Annotated in this window: 19 protein-coding genes; 13 read left to right on the top strand and 6 right to left on the bottom strand. The window is 69.6% G+C overall.

The window, feature by feature from the left end; all coding sequences use genetic code 11:
• Position 1: 1 nt before the first annotated feature.
• Entirely contained in the window at positions 2 to 127 is a 126-nt protein-coding gene (locus tag DFR72_RS47435; RefSeq protein WP_256239403.1) for a hypothetical protein, read from the bottom strand.
• 61 nt (positions 128 to 188) lie between these two features.
• Between DFR72_RS47435 and DFR72_RS06850 the strand changes: the two genes are divergently transcribed.
• Entirely contained in the window at positions 189 to 872 is a 684-nt protein-coding gene (locus DFR72_RS06850) for a 3-keto-5-aminohexanoate cleavage protein (protein WP_090066495.1), read from the top strand.
• Here the strand turns inward: DFR72_RS06850 and DFR72_RS06845 are convergent.
• Positions 869 to 1,522: an ACT domain-containing protein gene (locus tag DFR72_RS06845; protein ID WP_170176195.1), complete on the bottom strand. Its 654-nt coding sequence runs from the start codon at positions 1,520 to 1,522 to the stop codon at positions 869 to 871. The two genes, DFR72_RS06850 and DFR72_RS06845, sit on opposite strands and share 4 nt — an antisense overlap.
• Positions 1,523 to 1,752: 230 nt before the next feature.
• On the opposite strand from DFR72_RS06845, the gene gatC reads away from it, so the two are divergent.
• The 8 genes from gatC (at position 1,753) to DFR72_RS06805 (ending at position 10,965) form a co-directional block, all read left to right on the top strand.
• Positions 1,753 to 2,052 (top strand): Asp-tRNA(Asn)/Glu-tRNA(Gln) amidotransferase subunit GatC, encoded by a 300-nt coding sequence (gene gatC / locus DFR72_RS06840; protein WP_030467875.1) that lies wholly within the window; start codon positions 1,753 to 1,755, stop codon positions 2,050 to 2,052.
• On the top strand, positions 2,049 to 3,533 hold the full coding sequence (gatA, locus tag DFR72_RS06835; RefSeq protein ID WP_090066493.1) for an Asp-tRNA(Asn)/Glu-tRNA(Gln) amidotransferase subunit GatA: 1,485 nt from the start codon (positions 2,049 to 2,051) through the stop codon (positions 3,531 to 3,533). The genes gatC and gatA overlap by 4 nt, the downstream gene beginning before the upstream one ends.
• Complete coding sequence (locus tag DFR72_RS06830; RefSeq protein WP_307790108.1) at positions 3,530 to 3,727, top strand: hypothetical protein; 198 nt, start codon at positions 3,530 to 3,532, stop codon at positions 3,725 to 3,727. Before gatA ends, DFR72_RS06830 begins: the two co-directional genes overlap by 4 nt.
• The gene (gene gatB / locus DFR72_RS06825) at positions 3,724 to 5,226 is read left to right on the top strand and encodes an Asp-tRNA(Asn)/Glu-tRNA(Gln) amidotransferase subunit GatB (RefSeq protein ID WP_090066492.1); all 1,503 of its coding nucleotides are present in this window, start codon (positions 3,724 to 3,726) and stop codon (positions 5,224 to 5,226) included. The genes DFR72_RS06830 and gatB overlap by 4 nt, the downstream gene beginning before the upstream one ends.
• Before the next feature lie 184 nt (positions 5,227 to 5,410).
• On the top strand, positions 5,411 to 5,653 hold the full coding sequence (locus tag DFR72_RS06820; RefSeq protein ID WP_090066491.1) for a hypothetical protein: 243 nt from the start codon (positions 5,411 to 5,413) through the stop codon (positions 5,651 to 5,653).
• A gap of 189 nt (positions 5,654 to 5,842) precedes the next feature.
• Positions 5,843 to 6,400, top strand: a complete 558-nt coding sequence (locus DFR72_RS06815) for a tetratricopeptide repeat protein (RefSeq protein ID WP_147290324.1) — start codon at positions 5,843 to 5,845, stop codon at positions 6,398 to 6,400.
• The gene (locus DFR72_RS06810; RefSeq protein WP_170176161.1) at positions 6,330 to 8,303 is read left to right on the top strand and encodes a CHAT domain-containing protein; all 1,974 of its coding nucleotides are present in this window, start codon (positions 6,330 to 6,332) and stop codon (positions 8,301 to 8,303) included. Before DFR72_RS06815 ends, DFR72_RS06810 begins: the two co-directional genes overlap by 71 nt.
• A 178-nt stretch (positions 8,304 to 8,481) precedes the next feature.
• Entirely contained in the window at positions 8,482 to 10,965 is a 2,484-nt protein-coding gene (locus tag DFR72_RS06805; protein ID WP_090066489.1) for a M14 family zinc carboxypeptidase, read from the top strand.
• Between the two features lie 81 nt (positions 10,966 to 11,046).
• On the opposite strand, the gene DFR72_RS06800 is transcribed toward DFR72_RS06805, so the two are convergent.
• On the bottom strand, positions 11,047 to 11,232 hold the full coding sequence (locus DFR72_RS06800; RefSeq protein ID WP_090066488.1) for a VOC family protein: 186 nt from the start codon (positions 11,230 to 11,232) through the stop codon (positions 11,047 to 11,049).
• 179 nt (positions 11,233 to 11,411) lie between these two features.
• On the opposite strand from DFR72_RS06800, the gene DFR72_RS45370 reads away from it, so the two are divergent.
• The gene (locus DFR72_RS45370) at positions 11,412 to 11,573 is read left to right on the top strand and encodes a hypothetical protein (protein ID WP_170176160.1); all 162 of its coding nucleotides are present in this window, start codon (positions 11,412 to 11,414) and stop codon (positions 11,571 to 11,573) included.
• Positions 11,574 to 11,577: 4 nt separating this feature from the next.
• On the opposite strand, the gene DFR72_RS06795 is transcribed toward DFR72_RS45370, so the two are convergent.
• Positions 11,578 to 12,738: a PQQ-dependent sugar dehydrogenase gene (locus tag DFR72_RS06795; protein ID WP_245982604.1), complete on the bottom strand. Its 1,161-nt coding sequence runs from the start codon at positions 12,736 to 12,738 to the stop codon at positions 11,578 to 11,580.
• 10 nt (positions 12,739 to 12,748) lie between these two features.
• Positions 12,749 to 13,651: an alpha/beta fold hydrolase gene (locus DFR72_RS06790; RefSeq protein ID WP_245982602.1), complete on the bottom strand. Its 903-nt coding sequence runs from the start codon at positions 13,649 to 13,651 to the stop codon at positions 12,749 to 12,751.
• On the opposite strand from DFR72_RS06790, the gene DFR72_RS06785 reads away from it, so the two are divergent.
• The 3 genes from DFR72_RS06785 to DFR72_RS06775 all read left to right on the top strand — a co-directional run bounded on the left by DFR72_RS06785 (position 13,650) and on the right by DFR72_RS06775 (position 15,645).
• Positions 13,650 to 14,594 carry a 2-hydroxyacid dehydrogenase gene (locus DFR72_RS06785; protein WP_090066486.1) on the top strand — a complete coding sequence of 315 codons (945 nt, stop codon included), beginning with the start codon at positions 13,650 to 13,652 and terminating at the stop codon, positions 14,592 to 14,594. The two genes, DFR72_RS06790 and DFR72_RS06785, sit on opposite strands and share 2 nt — an antisense overlap.
• A gap of 69 nt (positions 14,595 to 14,663) precedes the next feature.
• The gene (locus tag DFR72_RS06780) at positions 14,664 to 15,392 is read left to right on the top strand and encodes a DoxX family protein (RefSeq protein WP_090066485.1); all 729 of its coding nucleotides are present in this window, start codon (positions 14,664 to 14,666) and stop codon (positions 15,390 to 15,392) included.
• Between the two features lie 10 nt (positions 15,393 to 15,402).
• The gene (locus tag DFR72_RS06775) at positions 15,403 to 15,645 is read left to right on the top strand and encodes a hypothetical protein (protein ID WP_090066484.1); all 243 of its coding nucleotides are present in this window, start codon (positions 15,403 to 15,405) and stop codon (positions 15,643 to 15,645) included.
• Here the strand turns inward: DFR72_RS06775 and ilvD are convergent.
• Positions 15,642 to 17,486: a dihydroxy-acid dehydratase gene (gene ilvD / locus DFR72_RS06770; protein ID WP_090066483.1), complete on the bottom strand. Its 1,845-nt coding sequence runs from the start codon at positions 17,484 to 17,486 to the stop codon at positions 15,642 to 15,644. The genes DFR72_RS06775 and ilvD overlap by 4 nt on opposite strands.
• Positions 17,487 to 17,547: the final 61 nt, after the last annotated feature.

The raw sequence follows: 17,547 nt of genomic DNA, 5'->3' as shown, positions 1-17,547 counted from the left end.
GTCATGGCTTGCGTCGTTTGAGCATGACGACGACCACCGCGGCCACCGCGAGCAAGCCGCCCACCCCCAGCGCCAGATCACCGATCGCCAGGCCGTTCTCCTGTGCCACCACCAAGGCCAGTCGCATGAAGACCAAACTAACCCTTGGAGCAACCCCGCGAGGAGGATTGTGTGGGACCGTATGAGGTGTGCTGCAAGCCTGTCTGAACGGCTCCCGCACAGCCGAGGAGCACCCGGCCCTGCCGTTGTCCCCGGAGCGCCTCGCCGAGGACGCGGCTGACGTCGCCGCGCTCGGCGTCACGTCGGTGCACATCCACCCGCGGGACGTCATCGGCGCGCTCACGCTCGTCGGGCCCGAGGTGGCCACGACGATCGCCACCGTCCGCGCCGCCGTGCCCGGTATCGAGATCAGCGTGTCCACCGACGTTCCCGGCGACCAGGGCAGGCTGATCGGCAGCTGGGCGCCGCTCGCGTCGGGGCGGCCGGACATCGCCTGCGTGCACGTCGGCCGGCCCGGCTGGCAGGACCTCGCCGAGGCCCTGCACCGGGTCAACGTCCGCGTCGAGCTCGTCGTGGCGTCCCCTGGCCTGCTGACGGAGCTGCCGAAGGGCGTCAGCCGGGTCACGGTGACCGCGACGCGCGAGACGGCGGAAAGCCTGCTCGCCGAGGTGGAACCGCTCGGCCTGCCGGTGTTGCTGCACGGCAGGGACGCCGACGCCTGGACGGTCCTCGACTACGCCGCGCTCCTCGAGCACCACGTGCGCATGGGGCTGGAGGACACGCTGCACCTGCCCGACGGCCGCCGGGCCAGGAACAACGCCGAACTGGTCGCGCTGGCCCGCAGGCGGCAGCGGTCGAGGGCTCCGAGCTAGTCGGGGAGCACCACCGCGACGATGCCGGCCAGGTGCGCCAGACGTGCCACCTCGGCCGCGCGGAACATCGGGCCGCCGGGGCGGCCGACGACGAGCACGCGGTCCGGCTTGCCCAGCGGCGTGGCGGCGAGTTCGGTGCCCAGCTCGCGCCAGGTCTCCGGTACCCACTCCTCCTCGCCGTCGAGCACGGTCGCGCGCTCCAGCGGGAACCACGGCACGTCGCCCATCCGCGTCTCCGGGGCGGCCGACGACGCGGTCAGCCGGGTGATGCCGGGGCCCTTCGGCCCGACGACGATGGCCCAGCCGGCGCGGATGATCTTCGGGACGCCCTCGGTGAAGATCTCGAGGCCCTTCTTGGGCTCCTCGGCGATCTCCTCCACGAGCTCCAGCTCGCGATGGGTGTCCAGGATGCCCGCGTAGGGGCGCACCGCGTCGACCTCGACGCCCTCGATGGACTCCGCGGCGGTGATCAGGGTGTCCGGCAGGCGGCCGGACGGCAGTTCGACCACGAGGTCGTCGATGGCGATGCCGGAACCGCGCTCCACCACGTCGACGCTGAGTATGTCCGCCCCGATCTCGCCCAAAGCCGTTGCGACCGCGCCGAGGGTGCCGGGACGGTCCGGGAGCTGGACCCGGATCAGGAACGACAAGGTGAACGCCTCCATAGCTCGTGCGCGAGACCCCGCGTCTTGCGCCGTTGCCGGTCGGTGATTCTCGCAGACGCATCGTCAACGCATGACCTGCTGTCCGCGTTGCGGAACGGTTAAGTTGACGTGCCGGTCAACCACAGAGGCGGTAACCCGTTCGAAGGCGCGCCTGACCAGCCCATAGACTCACGGGGTTCCCGATTCGTATCCCGACCCTACGGGGGTTGACAGGAGTGCCCAGCATCTCCCGCGACGAGGTCGCGCACCTGGCGAAGCTCGCCAGGCTGGCTGTTACCGAGGACGAGCTCGACTTGTTCGCCGGACAGCTCGACGTGATCCTCCAGTCGGTGGCCTCGGTTGGCGACATCGCCACGGCCGACATCCCGCCGACGTCGCACGCCGTTCCGCTGACCAACGTCTTCCGCGAGGACGTGGTCCGTCCGAGCCTCGGTCAGCAGCAGGCGCTCTCCGGCGCTCCTGAGGCCGAGGACGGCCGGTTCCGCGTGCCCCGCATCCTGGGTGAGGAAGCATGACCAACGACCTGATCCACGCGACCGCGGCGGAACTCGCCGCGAAGATCCACAGCGGCGAGGTCTCCAGCGTCGAGGTCACCCAGGCCCACCTGGACCGCATCGCCGAGACCGACGGGAAGGTCCACGCCTTCCTGCACGTCGACACCGAGGGCGCGCTCGCGCAGGCCCGCAGGGTCGACGAGGCCGTCAAGGCCGGTGAGCAGGTCTCGCCGCTCGCCGGCGTGCCGTTGGCGCTCAAGGACGTCATGACGACCGAGGGCGTGCCGACCACGGTCGGTTCCAAGATCCTCGAAGGCTGGATCCCGCCCTACGACGCCACGGTGACGCGCAAGCTCAAGGAAGCCGGCGTCGTCATCCTCGGCAAGACGAACATGGACGAGTTCGCCATGGGTTCGTCGACCGAGAACTCGGCGTACGGCCCCACGCACAACCCGTGGGACCTCGACCGCATCCCCGGTGGCTCCGGCGGTGGCTCGTCCGCGTCGCTCGCGGCGTTCCAGGCGCCGCTCGCGATCGGCACCGACACCGGTGGCTCGATCCGCCAGCCCGGCGCCGTCACCGGCACCGTCGGCGTGAAGCCCACCTACGGTGGTGTCTCCCGCTACGGCCTCGTCGCGTTCTCCAGCTCTCTGGACCAGGCCGGTCCGTGTGCGCGCACGGTGCTCGACGCCGCGTTGCTGCACGAGGTCATCGCGGGCTACGACCACATGGACTCCACGTCCATCAACGCGCCCGTGCCGCCGGTCGTCGCCGCTGCCCGCGAGGGTCTGAGCGGTGACCTGTCCGGCCTGCGCATCGGTGTCGTCACGCAGTTCACCGGCGAGGGCTACCAGCAGGGCGTGCTGCGCAGCTTCGAGGCCGCCGTGTCGCAGCTCAAGGAGCTCGGCGCGGAGATCGCGGACGTGTCGTGCCCGAGCTTCGACTACGCGCTCCCGGCGTACTACCTCATCGCGCCGAGCGAGTGCTCGTCGAACCTCGCGCGGTTCGACGCCATGCGCTACGGCCTGCGCGTCGGCGACGACGGCACGCGCAGCACCGAGGAGGTCATGTCGCTGACCCGAGAGGCCGGTTTCGGCCCGGAGGTCAAGCGTCGCATCATGATCGGCACGTACGCGCTGTCGTCCGGTTACTACGACGCGTACTACGGCTCGGCGCAGAAGGTCCGCACGCTGATCACGCAGGACTTCGCGAAGGCGTTCGAGAAGTTCGACGTGCTCATCTCCCCGACCACGCCGACCACGGCGTTCAAGATCGGCGAGCGCGCGGACGACCCGATGGCCATGTACAAGGCCGACCTCTGCACCATCCCCGCGAACCTCGCGGGCACCCCCGCCATGAGCGTCCCGAGCGGTCTGTCCGACGAGGACGGAATGCCGGTCGGCCTGCAGATCATGGCTCCGGCGCTGCAGGACCACCGCATGTACCGGGTGGCCGCCGCGTACGAGGCCGCGCGCGGCGCGTTCGGAGGTCCGTCGCTGTGAACATCAAGAAGGCACGCGGTCTCCTCGGTCTCGCGGGTGCCGTGGCCGGTGCCGCCGGCGCGTTCTCGGGCTTCCGGAACGCGCGGGCCAAGAACGACAAGCTGGCCCTGGCGAACGCGATCGCCAGCATCGCCGTGGCGATCACCGGTGCGGCGCTGGCCGTTCGTGCTCTGCGGAAGGACGACCTGGCATGACCGCTCTGGTTGAGCTGATGGACTACGACGAGGTCATCGAGAAGTACGACCCCGTCCTGGGCCTGGAAGTGCACGTCGAGCTGCACACCAACACGAAGATGTTCTGCGGCTGCGCCAACACGTTCGGCGGCGAGCCGAACACGAACACCTGCCCCACGTGCCTCGGCCTGCCGGGCGCGCTGCCGGTGGTGAACGCCAAGGCGATCGAGTCCGCGATGCGCATCGGCCTCGCGCTCAACTGCGAGATCGCCGAGTGGTGCCGGTTCGCGCGGAAGAACTACTTCTACCCGGACATGCCGAAGAACTTCCAGACGTCGCAGTACGACGAGCCGATCGCGTTCAACGGCTGGCTCGACGTGACGCTGGACGACGGCGAGGTCATTCGCGTCGAGATCGAGCGCGCGCACATGGAGGAGGACACCGGCAAGTCGCTGCACGTCGGCGGCGCGACCGGTCGCATCCACGGTGCCGAGCACTCGCTGCTCGACTACAACCGCGCCGGCGTGCCGCTGATCGAGATCGTCACGAAGATGATCCCGGGCACCAAGGAGCGCGCGCCCGAGGTCGCCCGTGCGTACGTCACGGCGCTGCGCGACCTGCTCAAGGCGCTCGACGTGTCCGACGTCCGCATGGACCAGGGCTCGCTGCGCTGCGACGCGAACGTCTCCCTGTCGCCGAAGACCACCGGCGCCCTGGGCACCCGCACCGAGACCAAGAACGTCAACTCGCTGCGCAGCGTCGAACGCGCCGTCCGCTTCGAGATGACGCGCCAGGCCGCGGTGCTCGAGTCCGGCGGCGAGGTCACCCAGGAGACCCGTCACTTCGACGAGTCCTCGGGTTCGACGTCGCCGGGCCGCAAGAAGGAGACGGCGGAGGACTACCGCTACTTCCCGGAGCCCGACCTGGTCCCGATCGCGCCGTCGCGCGAGTGGGTCGAGGAGCTGCGCCTCACCCTGCCCGAGCTCCCCTGGGAGCGCCGCGCGCGCATCCAGAAGGACTGGAACCTCACCGACGAGGTCCTGCGCGACCTGGTCAACGCCAACGCGCTGGACGTCATCATCGCGACGGTCGAGGCGGGCGCGAAGCCGGACGAGGCCCGCTCCTGGTGGGTGTCGTACCTCGCGCAGCAGGCCAACTCGAAGGGCGTCGAGGTCACCGACCTCGCCATCACCCCGACGCAGGTCGCGAAGGTGATCGAGCTGGTGAACGCGGGCACGCTGACGAACAAGCTCGCCCGCGAGGTCGTCAACGGCGTCCTGGAGGGCGAAGGCTCCCCGGAAGACGTCATCGAGAAGCGCGGCCTCAAGGTCGTCTCGGACGACTCGGCGCTCGAGAAGGCCGTCGACGAGGCCCTCGCGGCCCAGCCGGACGTCGCCCAGAAGATCCGCGACGGCAAGGTCCAGGCGGCCGGCGCCATCGTCGGCGCGGTCATGAAGGCCACCAAGGGCCAGGCCGACGCCGCGCGCGTGCGCGAGATCGTGCTCGCACGCTGCTCGTAGATACACATTGGCCATAAAAATCACAAAGGGTCACCTGTTCGTGCAGGTGGCCCTTTGTGATCTTAGGCCGTCTGAGTGGCTGTTAGCTAAATGAGACGTATGCGTGTAGCCGTGTGTGTCACTCTCTCGTTGCAACTCATCTGGGGGGATGAGACGTAATAGTCCAAACGAGGGGGGAATCCTCATGACTGTTCAGCGCGAGAACTTCGACGTGGCCGCGACCGAGGTCGTTCAGGAAGCCGAGTCCGTGCTCGAGGGCACGCCGGTCGTCGAGCCGGACCCCATTCCGGCGCCGCCGACCGAGGTGCCGAAGCCGGACAAGAAGGAAGACCCCGAAGTCACGCCGATGTGCTGTGGCGGGGGTCCTGGTATGCCTCTCCTGAAGATGCCGCACCAGCCGGGTTGCCCCAAGTTCGAGGTTGTGTAACCGTGCGTGTTCTGTCCGTCAACTGGGCGTGCCCCTGGTTGGCGGACAGCGGCGTGCACCAGGGTGTGGTGTGATCATCACATGCCTGCTCGTGCTCTGGACCGGGCACGCGAGTCGTATCAGAGAGGGTGGGCCGAGCAAGCGAAGTTCCGCTTTCCGTCGGCCATCCGGCTTCTCAAGCGTGCTCTCGTGCACACCGAACGTGCGGACGCCACCGCTGAACGCGCGGAACTGCGCGCACGCATCATGTACACCCTCGGCCTTTGCCAGGGTGAGATCAGCGGCATGGGTGTCGCGGTCGAGGCTTTCGACCAAGCACGCCGGGAGATCGACACCATTCCCTCCGCGGCGTTGCGGGCACGGCTGCACGGCAGCGTCGACGGCAACCAGGGCCTCATGGTCATGCGCCTGGGACAACCGGACCAGGCGGTCGAGTGGTTCAGCCGGTACATCTCCTACGCGGAGCAGGAGATCCAGCTGGGCGGACACGATCCCAGCTTGACCCAGGGGCTGGTCTCCTGCCTGCTCAACCGGGGGTTCGCCTACGCGGCAGTCCGCAAGCGCGACCCCGCGATCGCGGACCTGGAAAGGGTCATCAAGATCGGCGGCGAGCACAACCTGCCGCAGTACTACCCCTTCGCGGTCCATGCGCTCGGCAACGTCCACAAACAGAGCGGTGATCTGGCGGAGGCCCTTCGCCGCTACGAGGAAAGCGGAGCGCATCTTCCGCGCCGACGACCAGCCTGAGCGGCTCGCCCGGCTGCAGCTGGACCAGGCCGAGACGATGCTCATGATCGGTCTGTCCGATGAGGCCGGTAAGCACCTCGACGAGGCGCTGCCCATGATGCGCACGCACAAGTTCGGGCAGGAGATAGCCGAGGTCGAGATGTTCCGGGCCTCGGCGGCCCTGCTGGATGGTGAGCTCGACCTCGCGCGGCGGATGGCGAAGGCCTCGATGCGCAAGCTGGAGAAGCGCGGCAGCACGTGGTGGATGATGGCCGCCCTGATCGAACTCTGGGCGCACGCCATGCAGGCCAAGCGCGTGACGAACACCCTGGCGCAGAAAGCTCTCACGCTGTCCGGGCACCTCGCGGCCAACCACCTCGTCGACGAGGCAAGGCTGGCGAAACTGCTCGCGGCGCGTCTCGAGGTCCGCAGGGGCAGGCTAGGCGACGGAGAAGAGCTGCTGCGTCAGCTACCGGGTCCGCGAGCCGTCACCCCGATCGACCACCGCATGCAGCGGAGACTGGTGCTCGCCGAACTCGCGCTGGCCAAGGGAAATCGCCGATCGGCGTTGCTGCACGCGCGCAAGGGGCTTGAGGAACTGGGCCAGGTCCGCGATCAGCTCGGCGGACTCGAGCTGGTGTCGGCAACCGCTGTGCACGGGCGTCAACTGGGTGAACTCGCTGTCAATCTGGCATTGGAGATCAATGCCGCGCGCCAGTTGTTCGTGTGGTTGGAACGGACGCGAGCGCAGACGTACCGCTACGAACCGCTGGAGGACATCGAGAACCCGGAGCTGGCTGAGCGGATCGTCGAAGTGCGAGGTCTCGGCCGCGACCTGATGCGAGCTGGTCTCGACGGAAGACCGACCGCGGACCTGCGCGCCAAGCTCTCGAAGGCCCAGCGTGAGGCGAATCGCCTCGGCTGGAGCGCTCAGCGCTGGGGCAGGCCGCGTCCGATGGCGGGCATCAGCGAGATCGTCACCGAGTTGGGCGAGCGGGCCATGGTCAGCTTTGTGGTCTCGGGAGACGGGATCGTCGCTGTGGTCGTCGCGGGCGGCCAAGTTCGGCTGGTCAGGCTCGGCGACGCGCGCGAGGCGTTGGAGAGTGCCCAGAAGCTGCACTTCGACCTCAACGCACTGGCTCCGGACCACCTGCCACCGCCGTTGGTCGCGGTCATCGGCGGCTCCGCACGCAGGCAGGCGGATCGGCTCGACGAGCTCCTGATCAAGCCGCTCAAGCACCTCATCGGTGAACGAGAGCTGGTGGTGGTGCCGACAGGTTCGCTCTACGCCGTGCCCTGGGGCGTGCTTCCGCATCTGCACGGCCGCCCGATCGTGACGGCGCCTTCGGCCACGGCATGGCTGGCCGCGACCCAGGCCGCCAAGCCGGGAACCGACCAGGTGCTGCTGGTGAGGGGGCCCAGCCTGCAGTTCGCGGACGGCGAGCTCGACCGCCTCGCTGCCTGTCACGCCAAAGCCACCGTACTCTCCGGTGATGACGCGACCGCGGGGAATGTGCTCGCGCACCTCGACGGAGCCGACCTCGTCCACGTGGCCGCGCACGGCGAACACGAGACCGAGAACGCGTTGTTCTCCCGTCTTGAGCTGGTCGACGGACCGTTGTTCGCCCACGAACTGGGCAGGCTCAAGAAGCCGCCGGCCCACGTCGTGCTGGCCGCCTGCTCCCTGGCGTTGAACCGCATCAGGCCTGGTGACGAGGCGCTCGGGTTCGCCGGCGCGATGCTGGCCGGAGGCACGCGGACCGTGGTCGCAGCGGCCAGCAAGGTCGGGGACGAGGCCAGTGCCGCGGCGATGGCCGACTACCACCGGGCGCTGGTGGCCGGGGCCGCGCCGGCGGTGGCACTCGCTGAGGCGATGGCGAAGGACCCGTTCCGCCGGCCGTTCCTCTGCCTGGGGTCCGGCTAGGCCGATCGAGTGGTCGTACGGCGAGAAGTCGCTGGTCAGCGGTGACTTCCACGCTGGCTGCGAAGGTGCTTGGTGAACTTCTCTCCTAGTTGTGCCATCTTGGTCTGGACCGAGGGGATGCAACGGCCCGCCTATCGGCTCTAGTCGATACGCGGGCCGTTGTGCGAGAAACGACCGCATGCGCAGAACTCTGCTCGCTGTTCTCCTGGCCGCCGCCGCGGTGATAGCGGCCCCTGCACCTGGAACAGCGCAACCGTCGAGCCCGGATAGAGAGCCCGGCAACGGGCCTGAGCGCAACGAAGTCGCCACGCTGGACAACGCTTTCCAGGCGCAGTCCGTGCTGGCCCAGGGGGAGAACCAGGCCGACAGACACCAGGGCTACCCGCGCCGGACGACGCTGCGGACGTACCCGGAGAACACGGCCGACAAGTCCATCAAGCTCGGCCTGGCGCCGTACCACTCGCTGGCGCCCAAGCTGAACGCGTTGCAGCAGAAGAGCAACCGGATCTCCGTCGAGGTCGTCGGCCAGTCAGGGCTCGGCCGCGACCTGTACCTCGTCACGCTGACGGCGCCGGAGAGCGCCACGGAGACCCGGATCCAGGAACGGTTCCGCGCCACCGTCGAGGAAGGCCGCAACGTCCCGGCGGGGCTGTACAAGGCGCCGATCTGGATCAACAACAACATCCACGGCGACGAGTGGGAGGGCACCGACGGCGCGTTGCGCGTCATCGAGCACCTCGCCACGAGCAACGACGCGGACACCAAGAAGTTGTTGCAGCGCAGCAGGGTCTACTTCAACCTCACGGCGAACCCGGACGGCCGCGTCGCCGGCACGCGCGCGAACAGCGCCGGCTTCGACCTCAACCGCGACTTCGTCACGAGCTCCCAGCCCGAGAACCGGGCCATGCAGGACGTGGTGGAGCGCACCCAGCCGTTGATGATGCTGGACGAGCACGGCTACGTGGCGAACACGCTGATCGAGCCGACCACGCCGCCGCACGGCCAGAACTACGACTTCGACCTGTACATCAAGCACGGCCTTGCCAACGGCCTGCTGATGGAGAAGGCCGTGCAGGCGCTCGGGCACCCCGAGGCGGCGAAGCCGGAGATCCCGTTCCGCGACTACCCCGTCGGCGAGTGGGACGGCTGGGCGCCGATCTACACCGCGCAGTACGCGATGTACCACGGTGCCGTCTCGTACACGATCGAGATCCCGATGCGCGTCAACCGCGGCGACTACGACACCCTGCCGGTGACGGAGCTGCAGCGGCGTTCGAAGATCAACACGGACGTTGTCGAGGCCACCATCAAGACCACGCTCGACTACGTCGACGACAACCGGCGCAGCCTGATCGAGAACCAGACGGAGATGTTCCGCCGCGGCGCCGCCGGTGAGAAGCAGCGGTACATCCCGGACGGTTTCGTGCCCGGCTTCGGACCGGAGGACCGCTTCAGCACGGAGTTCCCGCGCGCCTACGTGATCACGAACGACCGGTCCGCACCCGCCGCCGCGCGGCTCGTCGACCAGCTCGTCCGGCACGACGTCCGGGTCGAACGCGCGGAGCGGCCGTTCACACTGGGCGGCAAGCGCTATCCGGCCGGGTCGTACGTCGTGGACATGCACCAGCCCAAGCGCGGCCTCGCGAACGTGATGCTGGAGCAGGGCAGCGACATCTCCGACAAGGCGCCGGTCATGTACGACATCTCCGGCTGGAGCCACCGCCTGCTGTGGGGTGCGTCGGTCGAGATCCACCGCGGCGGCCAGCTCCGCTTCGACGGCAAGCCCGTCACGGCGGCCGCGCCGACCGGCGCCGTCGACGCCGCGCCGGGGGCAGACCTCGCCCTCGGCCTGACCGACCAGAAGGACGTCAACGCGGTCAACGACCTGCTGTCGCGCGGGCTTGAACTGCGCCGCCAGGACGACGGCACGATCGTCGTCCCGGCACGGGAGAGAGCCGCCGCCAAGGAGGTCGCCGACCGCTACGGCGTGCGCTTCACCACCGCCAAGGCCGGTGGCGAGGCGTTGCAGCGCAAGGTGGTCGCGGCCGCCGTCTCCGCCGACGAGCTGCAGGTGCTGCGCGAGTCCGGCTTCGACGTCCGCACGATCTCCACGGCGGTGCTGAACGCGGGCTTCGACTGGTCGCGGATCGACGCGCTGTACGTGGGCGCGGGCCTGAACTACACGCAGCTCAACGCCGCCGCGAAGACCGCGCTCGACGAGTTCCTCAAGCGCGGCGGTGTGGTCACGCGCGGTGCGACGGGCAGCAGGTTCAACACCGACGCCAAGCTCCTGCAGGCCACCCCGGTCGCTGGGTGGGAGGACGCCAACGGCGTCGTGAACGTCGTCAACGGCACCGGTCCGGTCGGCGCCAACGCGTTGCCGCACTCGTTCGTCTACTCACCGCAGTGGTTCACGAACCTCGGCACGGGCGTGACGGTCGAACAGCGCTACGGCAGCACGGTGATCGCCGCGGGCCATTGGCACGCACGCGACAACGGCACCGGTGGCCAGGACGCGGCCGCGGGTCAGGCGGCGGTCGTGTCCGGAATAGCGGCGAACGGCGCGAAGGTGGTGTTGTTCGGCACCGAGCCGATGTTCCGCAACCACCCGAAGGGCCTGTACGCGCAGGTCGCGCGCGCTCTGTTCTGGAGCGCCGGCTAAGACCAAGAGGGGCGGGGAAGGCCCCGACAGCCTTCCTCGCCCCTCTTGCAATACCCCGCTCAAGGATTCCCGTTTCCGGATCTACGAAACCCCCGGCGGCAGGAAGCCGTGCGCCGACAGGTCGAACCAGTTGCCCTCGGGGTCGATCGCCCGGTACTCCGCGAACGGCCGGTCGCCGCCCCTCAACGCGGGCCGCGGTTCCAGCGTCTCCAGGTACGGCGCGACGTCGTCCACCTGGAACCCGAAGTGGTTGAAGCCGGTCGGCACGTCACCGTCGAGCCGCTGCTGGATCAGCGCCAGGCTTCGAGCAGCGGATCGCGCACTTCAGCAGCGAGGCGCACGTCGCGCTGACGCTGATCAGGGAGTCCGGCGCGGTCTGCCCGCTCTACCCGGTCGGCGGCACCCCGCCCGGCGTCGCGCGCCTGCCGGTCACCGGCAACCCGCTGGTGCGCGAGGTCGTGCTGGCCTGGCGCACGGACGCACCAGTTGCGGAGGGGATCGACGACCTGTGCGACCAGGTCGCCACGGGCTACCTGAAGCTGGTCGAGGAGAGCGAGGTCTACGCGCGGTGGTGGCGCGCCGGAGGAGAGCAGTTCGCCCTCTCCTAGAACCTCAGTCCTTCGTGCCGCCGCCGTTGTTCGGGCGCACGATGATGACGACCCGGTCGTCCGACGACACCGGCGTGCCACCGGCCTTGTTGACCGTGCCGACCAGCGACGCCGACTCGTTCAGCATCTCCATCGGCCCGAGCAGACCGAAGCCGTCCTCGGCCATCGCGATCTCCGGCTTGCCCGTGAAGGCACCGGCGGCGTTCATCGACAACGACTGGTAGCCGGGCGTCTTGGACGTCGCCACGGACAGCTGGTCCGAGTACGACGAGCAGCCCATCACGCCGGGCCGGTCCGGCCACGCCCACGCGACCTCGCCGAGCTTGCCCGGCGCCACGCGGTAGACGACGTCGCCGCTCGCGGCCCAGTCCGTCACCCAGATCTTCGAGGTGTCGGCCGAGACGCACAGGCCGCCGGGCAGCCGCAGTCCGGAGGAGACGACCGTGCTGCCGGCCGTCGGGTTGCCCTGGGCGGGCTGGCCGGAGCCGTCGATCCGCAGCACCTTGCCGGCCAGGGAGTTCGGGTCGGCGGCCAGCGCGGGGTTCCCGGCGTCACCGGTCGCGACGAGGATCGCGCCCTTGCGGTCGCTCGCCAGCACACCCCGGTTGCCCGACGGGCCCTTCGGGATGCCGGTGAGGATCGGCTTGGGCGAGTCGCCGGGCGCGATGCGCAGCACCCGGTTGTCCGTCGCGGTCGTCACGTAGACGTACGCGAGCTGGTCCTCGGCGAACGTCGCCGACAGCGCCAGGCCGGTCAGCCCACCGTCGGTCGACGCGTCGACCTCCAGCTGGGCTACCACGACGGGGTCGACGTCCTTGGTGACCTTGAGCAGGCGTCCGCCGCGTTCGGTCGCGTACGCCGCGACGCCGCCCTTGGCGTCCGCGCCGATCGGGGCGACGCCCGTGACGGTGTTGAGGCAGGTGGCCACGACGGCCGGGTGGTAGTCCTTGCAGCCCTGCGGCGGCGGCACGCTCTGCGGCGCCGGGTTGCGGCCTGGGTCGCCCGGCGTCGGGCGGTACTCGCCCGGCAGTTCCGGCTTCGGGCCCGCCTGCGGGGTCAGCTGTGGTTGCGCGCTCCACTGCGTGGGCGCCGGCTCGTCGGGAAAGCTCGCGCAGCCCCCTGCCAGCAGGCAGACGGCGGTCAGCAACGCTACGGAACGAACCACGACTCCCAGGTTAGGTGCGGGGCCGTGAGCCCGAAGTCAACTTCTCGGAAGTGGCGAAGTCGACCGACCGGACGCGGTCGAGCAGCAGGTCGAGCTCGGCGCTCACCACCTCGGGCGCCTCCAGCGGCAGGTAGTGGCTGCACGGCAGCACCCGCAGCCGCGCCTGGGGCAGCGCGCTGACGGGCCCGGACATGCTCTCCGTCGTCGCCAGCACGTCGTCACGACCGGCCAGCAGTGTGACCGGGCACACGATCGGGGCGAGGTCCTGGCGCGGCGTCGCGCCCAGCGCGAGCGCCAGCGTGAAGTACCAGCGCCAGTCGTGCTGCAGGAACCGGCTCACCGCCTGCCCGACGGCCGCCGGGTCACTCGAAGGCTTGATCACGCCGCTGTGCCGCAACAGGAACGTCGTCGCGTCCGTCACCGGGACGCGGTGCAGCACCTTGTCCAGCACCGGACCGGCCTGTCGCAGCAACCTCGTGCTCGTCAGCCCGACGAACCGGCGCACGGCCTTCGGCACCAGCGGCAGCATGGCGTCGAACGAGTCACCCGGCGCGCCCGCGACGAGCAGCAGGCCCGCCACCCGTTCCGGATGACGCAACGCCAGCTCGGCCGCGACCGTCACGCCCATCGACCAGCCCATGACGACGCACCGCTCGATGCCCGCGTCGTCCAGCACGGCGATGGCGTCCGACACGTGGTCGTCCAGCGAGATGTTGCGCTCGTCGACCGGGCGGTCCGAGCCCATCGTTCCGCGCATGTACCAGCTGAGCAGGCCGCCGCGGTCGGTCAGCGACGGCCACGCTTCGGGGCCCGAACCCACACCGGGGCACAGGAGCACAGGTGTTCCCCCACCTGGCACCTCCCAGGTCCGGATCTTCGTGCCGTCCCAAGCGACGATGTCGTGCTCCCGCATGACGAACATTCTGACGTATTTTGCAGGGGTGACGCTCACCGTGCTCGTGCCAGATGATTTCGGAGTCCAGGCGCTGTCCCAGGTGGACGGTGTCCGGCCGGTTCGTTACGTGCCGGGGGAGCCGCTGCCGTCTGACGCCCAGAACGCCGAGGTGCTGATCCCCCGGTTCCTCGCGGGCACCGACCCGCGCGAGGTGTTCGCACAGCTGCCGAACCTCCGGCTGGTGCAGTTGCTCAGCGCCGGTGCGGAGAACTTCGTCGGCAAGGTGCCGGACGGCGTGCTGCTCTCCACCTGCAGGGGCGCCCACGGCGGCAGCACGGCGGAGTGGGCCATCGGCGCGTTGATCGCGATTTACCGGGACTTCCTCGTCTTCGAGCGGGCCAGGGCCGAGGGCCGCTGGGACTACCACCTCACGGACACCTTGCAGGACAAGAAGGTCTTGATCGTCGGCGCCGGTGACCTGGGCGAGCAGCTCAAGCGCCGCCTCGAACCGTTCGACGCGACGGCGACCCTGGTCGGGCGCACCGCCCGCGAAGGCGTGCACGGCCAGGACGAGCTGCCGCAGCTGCTCCCGGAGTTCGACGCGGTGGTCGTCTTCACGCCGATGACGGAGGAGACCCACCACCTCGTCGACGCCAAGTTCCTGGGCGCGATGAAGGACAACGCGATTCTGGTCAACGGCGCGCGAGGCCCCGTCGTGGACACGGACGCACTGCTCGCCGAACTGAATTCCGGGCGACTGCGCGCGGCCCTCGACGTGACCGATCCCGAACCGCTGCCGGTCGATCATCCACTGTGGACCGCGCCGGGCCTGTTCCTCACCCCGCACGTGGCCGGGTCCTGCACGGGGCACACGCAACGCGCCTACGCGATCGCCGCCGCGGAGATCGCCCGGTTCGCCGCGGGGGAGCAGCCGCGCAACCTCGTGCACGGCGCCTACTAGTCCATCCGGGTGAAACTGGGCTGCCGTTCGGCTCTCGCGCGCCCGCACGTGGCCCCCTAGCGTGCGGGCGTGGCTACTCACGACAAAGGCTCGGCGAGTTCGAGCGCTTTCTCCGACGACTCGTTCTACTCGAGCAGCGGAGGGGGAGTGCACCACTTCGACGACGGCACCACCAGAGCCGGGTCGGACGCCCTGTCGCCGTACGACTCGACCACGAAGTCGTTCGACACGACGGCCTACACGCCGCTGGAGACGTCCACTGAGGACTCCCGGGACGCGGACCCGTTCGACGACGACCGCAGGAAGTTCGGCTGGACCGCCGGCCCGGACATCGGCCTGCTCGGGCTGCGCGCGGTGCTCGGCGGCATCTTCGTGCTGCACGGCCTGCAGAAGGTCTTCGGCCTCTTCGGCGGCCCCGGCATCAACGGCTTCGCCCAGTCGCTCGAGAAGATGGGCTACCGCGAGTCGGTCGTCCTCGCCTGGGTCACCGGCATCACCGAACTCGCCGGCGGCGGCCTGCTCGTGCTGGGCCTGTTCACCCCGCTCGCCGCGGCGGGCCTGCTCGCCGTGATGGCCAACGTCATCGCGCTGCAGTACAAGGGCGGCTTCTTCGGCCCCAACGGCGTGGAACTGGAGCTGGCCCTCGCCGGCATGGCGTTCGCGGCGCTGTTCGCCGGACCCGGCCGCGCCGCCCTGGACTACAACCGCAGCTGGTTCCGCCACCCGCTGGCAGCCGGGTTCATCGCCCTGCTGATCGGAGCCGGTGGCGCGGCGGTGACCTACTTCGTCTTCCGGTAAGAATCCCCGCATGCGGAAGAACCTGACGGGAGCGGTGCTCCAGCTCGCCCTGCTGGTGATCGGGATCCCGGTCGTCTACCTGGTGGCGTTCCCGTTCGGGCTCACCGCGAAGTCCCTGCTGCCGCCGCTCGGCCTGCTCGCGGGCCTCGTCGTCGCCGGCGTCATGGTCAAGAGAACGGAGCAGCCCGTCAGCGGACCGCTGACGGGCTGGCTCGTGTTCGGCGCCTGCATGGCGCTCGCACTGGCTCTTTAGAGGTCCGGGTTGCGCACCGCGCCCGTGGACGCGTCCGTCGCCATCCGCGCGTAGGCCCGCAACGCCGCCGTCACCGGGCGAACCCGGTCCACCGGCTGCCACGGCCGTTCCGACGCCTCCATCTTCGCGCGGCGCTCGGCCAGCACGTCGGCGTCGACCAGCAGCTCCAGCCGCCGCTCGTGGACGTCGATCAGGATCCGGTCGCCGTTCTGGACGAGCCCGATCGTGCCGCCGCCCGCCGCCTCCGGCGAGATGTGGCCGATCGACAGGCCCGACGAACCGCCGGAGAACCGGCCGTCCGTGATCAGCGCGCACTTCTTGCCGAGGCCGGAGCCCTTGAGGAATGCCGTCGGGTGCAGCATCTCCTGCATGCCGGGGCCACCTGACGGGCCCTCGTAGCGCACGACCAGCACCTCGCCCGCCTGGATCTCCTTGTTCAGGATCGCCGAGACGGCCTGCTCCTGGGACTCGACGACGCGCGCCGGGCCCTCGAAGTGCCACAGCTCCTCGTCGATGCCCGCGGACTTGATGATCGCGCCGCGCTCGGCCAGGTTGCCGCGCAGCACGTTCAGGCCACCGTCACGGGTGTAGGCGTGCTCGTCGTCGCGGATGCAGCCACCGGCCGCGTCGGTGTCCAAAGAGGACCAGCGGTTCGACGTCGAGAACGCCTCGGTCGTCCGCACGCCGCCGGGGGCCGCGTGGAACAGCTCGATCGCCTCCGGCGACGGGTTCTCCGCGCGGATGTCCCACTTGCCGAGCCACTCGGCCATCGTCGGCGTGTGCACCGACGTGACGTCGTCGTTCAGCAGGCCGGCGCGGTAGAGCTCGCCCAGCAGTGCGGGGATTCCGCCGGCCCGGTGCACGTCCTCCATGTGGTAGTCGGAGTTCGGCGACACCTTGGACAGGCACGGCACGCGGCGGGACAGGTCGTCGATGTCCTGCAGCGTGAAGTCGATCTCGCCCTCCTGCGCGGCGGCGAGGATGTGCAGCACCGTGTTCGTCGAGCCGCCCATGGCCATGTCGAGCGCCATCGCGTTCTCGAACGCCTTGCGGTTCGCGATCGACCGCGGCAGCGCCGACTCGTCGTCCTCGCCGTACCAGCGCTTGCACAGCTCCACGACGACGCGGCCGGCCTCGGAGAACAGCTCGCGGCGCGCGGCGTGGGTGGCCAGCGTCGAACCGTTGCCCGGCAGCGACAGGCCGAGGGCCTCGGTGAGGCAGTTCATGGAGTTCGCGGTGAACATGCCGGAGCAGGAACCGCACGTCGGGCACGCGGAGCGCTCGACCTCGGAGAGCCCGTCGTCGCTCACGGCGGGGGAGGCCGAGGCGGAGATCGCGGTGATCAGGTCGGTCGGCGCGACGGCGACACCCTCGACGACGACGGCCTTGCCGGCCTCCATCGGGCCGCCGGACACGAACACGACGGGGATGTTGAGGCGCATGGCCGCGTTGAGCATGCCGGGGGTGATCTTGTCGCAGTTCGAGATGCACACGATCGCGTCGGCCTGGTGCGCGTTGACCATGTACTCGACGGAGTCGGCGATGATCTCGCGGCTGGGCAGCGAGTAGAGCATCCCGCTGTGGCCCATGGCGATGCCGTCGTCGACCGCGATCGTGTGGAACTCGCGTGCCACGCCGCCCGCCTCGCGCACGGCCTCGGCCACGATGTCGCCGAGATCGCGCAGGTGCACGTGGCCCGGCACGAACTGCGTGTAGGAGTTGGCGATCGCGATGATGGGCTTGCCGAAGTCGCTGTCCGTCATGCCGGTGGCCCGCCAGAGCGCGCGGGCTCCGGCTGCGTTGCGACCGTGCGTGGTGGTGCGAGAGCGGAGCTGAGGCACTGCTCCTCCAGATTCAGTTCAAGAAAAAGGCGCGCGGGACGCGGGGGTGAGGCGTCCACCA

Source organism: Lentzea flaviverrucosa (assembly GCF_003350445.1).
GTDB lineage: Bacteria > Actinomycetota > Actinomycetes > Mycobacteriales > Pseudonocardiaceae > Lentzea > Lentzea californiensis.
This window is presented reverse-complemented; position numbering and strand designations above follow the sequence as displayed.